Source organism: Chryseobacterium sp. 2TAF14 (genome assembly GCF_052115105.1).
GTDB lineage: Bacteria > Bacteroidota > Bacteroidia > Flavobacteriales > Weeksellaceae > Chryseobacterium.
The window spans coordinates 1-4507 of record NZ_JBFRGA010000204.1; the positions used below are offsets into that span (position 1 = coordinate 1).

Sequence of the window (4507 nt, forward strand, 5' to 3'; positions counted from 1 at the left end):
TTATTACATAGGCAAGAGCAGCATTACGACCAAAAGATTTTGGCTCGCCAGATAAACCCAAAAAACGCTCATTTAATATCTTGGGTTTATCTTGAATTAATGATCTTATAACGGGGTAGCCACTACTATATTCTAATATTCCTACCAAGAAACTCGCTAAACTAATCCAGCCAATTGCTGATACTACAAAACGAATAGATATTTTCTCTGTAACAATTGCACAGATAATATATAATGCAATACAAAATTCATTAAAAGATCTTATCAAAGTAATTATACTTCGTCCTGAAGCTTGTTGTGCCCACGTTCTGTAACCGCCGGTATCTTCCCAAGGTATTAAAAAACCAAAAACATACCCCAAAATAACCAGATAAAAAAAGTTTAACCATAACGGTCTGAAAATAACGCTGACCTTTTTTGAGATGTATCTATATTTTCCGTTGAAATAAAACCTGATTACCAAAGGTAACATAGCAAAGCCTATCATATTTGAAAGGTGAACGACCGATCCTAAATTAAAAGTAAAAACATCAGTAAATACAGCAAGTATAACAAGAAAAATTAATATTTTATGTCTCTTTTCAATTATAGCAAAGAATATAAATAGTACAAAAAATATGGTAAGAACTATATTCATAATAAATGTATGGTCTATTTAATTTTAAATGTTCTTTCTTTCTTCATTATATATTCATTTGCTTCATTTATAGTCTGAATATTTTTTATTATTTTGAAATAATTTTTTACATTAAAAATGCCTCCTGAATAACTTACTCCTGAATAAAGTACACCAAATAATGTAAATATAATTTTGTTATATCCTGCTTTAAATATTTTTTTTAACATAAAAATAAATAAATGAAAATACATTAAATATCTACTGTTTGACTTTTGAATTGCGAGATGTTTCAAATCTGGATGACCAACCATAAAAAATGCCAGCAACTGTTCTTTATTAAGATACTTTTCTATGTAATCTGCTTTGTCCATATATTTTAAAGATTTGCAGGCAGATTCTGGCATGATGGTTTCACTTGCCCAAACTTTAGGTATGAAGTTTTCCCAATTTTTCTCAGTGTCTTTCGGCAAGAAGGGAACTTCAGATATCTGGGCACATTGTCTCTTAAATTTTTGTGCATCGCCACCTGCCCTGATCGAGTTGCCTGGTATAATAACAGGAAAATTAAGATAAACATAATTTTCAGCAACAAATGACATTGCCACAGAATTTGCCATATCCGGTGATGGACCAGGAAAATACGTTTCTCCTATGACATAGATTTTATCCAAAGTAGATCGTTTTGCAATACCATGATAAACTTTTGGCAGTAAGGCAACTTCATTCCCGCCAGTTAATAAACATTTTTTCAGTTCTGCAATAGCGTCTACTTTTTTATACTTTTTATCGTAAAAACCTAGCATAAGAACCGCTGAAAAATTTCCAATCTTTGAAAAATTAAACGATGGCCACTTATATGAAGTTGCTGTACTTTTAAGCACATCAATTCTTTTCTCCTCCATCCATTTAACTGCCGATATAATGTGATAACTAACCCCGTCGTCGTCACCAATAAAACAAACATATCTACCTTTTGAATTAAGAATTGCTAAATCGGAATTTCTTGCAACAGATAATTGATCTGCAGTGTGGAAATATTTTAAATTGCTATAATTACACTCATCAATAAATTGGATAATTTCTGAATTATCTTTAGTATTATCCTGAACGACCAGTTCAATTTCATCAGAATTAAAACTCTTTACCAATTCAATTAAAGGCTTTAGATATTCATACCTATCTTTAGTCGGAACAATAATACTTAATAAAGGATTCATTTTCTATCTTTTAATTACTATTTTTTTTTAATTCTAAAATACTCTTCAGCTCTTTGAATGGAATAACGATAAAAACGGCTAAAACTAAAGTCGCACCTGTTAAGATTCCGATCCAGAAAAATGTTAAAACTCTATTTTCTGCAAATACATTTGGTATTAAAGAAAAACAATAGGCAACACATGTACAAATTAGGAGTGGAAGCAAAGATTTTTTTAAAAATAAGTCATACAGACTTATATTGAGGAATTTCTTATTTATATAATATAAATAAACAAATGTAATTATCGTTTGTACGAAACAAAAAACATAGGCAGCCCCAATCCCTCCGTATAATTTGGTAGCAATCCAATAACCAGGTAAAGTTAAAAACAAACTTAAAATACCTAATAGATTATTGAGTTTTGTATATCCATTAGCAATCGCTATATCATAAGGAATTGAAGCAAACGCAAGCATTGTAAAAGACACAGAAAGTATCGGTAAAAAAACGCCCGCTTTCTCTGCTAAGTTTAAATCTCCTGTCCAAATCCAAATAATTTTATTTCCATGGAAAATTATATTTGCCATAAAAGAAAATAATAAAATCGCTATAAATAAATTTATTTTTTTATATAGTTGACTAGCTTCCTCACGCTCACCTTTTGAATATAAAGCCGTAAATCGTGGTAAAAGTGCTATAGAAATTGGACTGACTAAAATATGAATTACCATAGCAATAGAAATTGCTATAGTATAATATCCTAAAGTATTTATATTTAATAATTTACTAATTGCCAATTTGTCCATTTGTGTATTAAGAGAGGCTATTAATGAAATTAATAACATACCTCCTGCGAACCGCCAAATTTTTAAAAAAACTTCTTTTTCTAAAGTAGGTTTGAAAGAAAAACTATATTTTCCATTCAAAATACTTAACAAAAAGAATCTCATCATTACTGAAAATATAATTGTAGCAATAAGTTGCCAAACAAAAAACATTTCCAGTGAAGGCACAAAATAAATTGCTATTACAACAAACCCATTTCTTAACATTCCCCATCCTATTTGAAAAGCATTAGCTTTAACTTGTTGTTCAAAGCCCAATACACCGCCCATATAAAAACGAAATAGCATTTGGCATCCGGCTTCAAAACCAATTATTTTAATAAAAATTGAAATTCTATGTGGTTCAATAGTTTTTAGATTTAGCCATTGGTTTGCAATAAAATCTGAGGAAAAAAACACCAAAACACTTATAAAAATAATTATTAAAAAGTAACAAGTTTCCAAGGTTTTAAAAACTCTATACTTTTCATCAAGTAATTGATCTTTTCTAGCAAATTCTCTTGACAATGTAGCCGTTAAGCCAGCATCTAATATTGCCATTATTCCAGCGATAATAAGTGTAAAACTTATTATCGAATAACTTTCGAAACCTAAAAATTTAATGTAAAGTGGAATAAATAGAAAACCAGAAAGAATACTCCAAAACTTTCCTAATACATTGGCAAGAATATTTTTTTTCAATGTTTCTTTTATATTAAATTCTAGATTTTATTACTTTTGCAGGAACACCTCCTGCAATAGAAAATGGCGGAATATCTTTATTTACAAAAGAATTGGCGCCTATAATAGAGCCATTTCCTATTGTAACACCTTTTGATATACTACAGTTCGAAGAAATCCAAACATCATCTCCGATTACAACTTCTTTCTCTGTATTTTTTTGTAAAGCCATAGGAATTTCTAATGACTCAAATCCATGATTAAAAGCTACAATTACAACATTAGGTGCTATCATAACATTTTTTCCTATAAAAACCCCGGCACGTTCTCCAGAAATAGAACAGTTTTGTGCAATAGAACTTCCTTCGCCTATTTCAATTTTTCCTCTAATACGAACATTAGGAGATATAGATACATTTTTATGTATTTTCCCACCTTTTCTATTATAATACTTCACTCTAAATTTACTAAACTCATCAGGAAGACTCATTAAAAAAGAAAACCAAAGGCTAGAAAGTGCTAGACTTATTTTTGAAAAAACATTCATTCTCTTTTAGATTTTTAGCATTAAAAAAGAACTCCGTCATATTTCAGTTGAGTGAAATTTTCGGGAGCATTATACGTAAAAGTAAATATCTGGGATTGTATATTCGAGATAGACATTTGGTGATCTGGAACTAAGATCCAATCATTTTCCAGATAAAATTTTGTAAGTTTCTCTTTGCAAAACAATAAACCAACTTTTTGATGATTAATTAAATATTGATTAACTTTTATTAATAATTCTTTTCCCCATCCTTTTCCTTTTTCAATAGCACATACATTACCTATTCCAAAACCATTTAGTGTACTATTTTCGATTTGCACCTCTATTTTAACGAGATTAAGATAGGCAACAACTTTTTCTCTATCACGTAATAAAACATGAATATCTGAATTTTTCAGGTTATTTTTAATCCAATTATACTGTTGATCATAGCTGTAAGGCCATGCAGCAGATTTCACCTTAATTATTTCATCTAACAAAACTTGAGTTAGGCTTTCATGCTGAATAAAAAGTACATCAAACATTGAGTTCATTTTTAAGGTTTACCCACCATCCTGAAGGTACAGCTACAAAATGATTACTGAAATAGTCTACGCCTGGTAAATCGATCTCACTTTTTCCAAACACACTATAAATAT

At 29.8% G+C, this 4507-nt stretch carries 5 protein-coding genes; all 5 read right to left on the minus strand.

Features of this window, described 5'->3' with window-relative positions; all coding sequences use genetic code 11:
* Positions 1-637: hypothetical protein (locus tag AB4Y90_RS15795; protein WP_441558540.1), on the minus strand; the 637-nt coding region annotated here is incomplete at its 3' end.
* A 14-nt stretch (positions 638-651) separates the two neighbouring features.
* Positions 652-1836, minus strand: coding sequence for a glycosyltransferase family 2 protein (locus AB4Y90_RS15800; protein WP_441558541.1), 1185 nt, complete (start codon positions 1834-1836; stop codon positions 652-654).
* Between the two features lie 10 nt (positions 1837-1846).
* Positions 1847-3343, minus strand: coding sequence for an oligosaccharide flippase family protein (locus AB4Y90_RS15805; protein ID WP_441558542.1), 1497 nt, complete (start codon positions 3341-3343; stop codon positions 1847-1849).
* A gap of 13 nt (positions 3344-3356) precedes the next feature.
* Positions 3357-3869: an acyltransferase gene (locus AB4Y90_RS15810; RefSeq protein ID WP_441558543.1), complete on the minus strand. Its 513-nt coding sequence runs from the start codon at positions 3867-3869 to the stop codon at positions 3357-3359.
* Between the two features lie 20 nt (positions 3870-3889).
* A complete protein-coding gene (locus AB4Y90_RS15815; RefSeq protein WP_441558544.1) occupies positions 3890-4393 on the minus strand; it encodes a GNAT family N-acetyltransferase in 504 nt (167 codons plus the stop codon).
* Positions 4394-4507: the final 114 nt, after the last annotated feature.

Bases quoted from the DNA above. Each gene is read 5' to 3' on its own strand.
- AB4Y90_RS15800 (WP_441558541.1), bottom strand. From the start codon at position 1,836: ATGAATCCTTTATTAAGTATTATTGTTCCGACTAAAGATAGGTATGAA.
- AB4Y90_RS15810 (WP_441558543.1), bottom strand. From the start codon at position 3,869: ATGAATGTTTTTTCAAAAATAAGTCTAGCACTTTCTAGCCTTTGGTTT.
- AB4Y90_RS15815 (WP_441558544.1), bottom strand. From the start codon at position 4,393: ATGTTTGATGTACTTTTTATTCAGCATGAAAGCCTAACTCAAGTTTTG.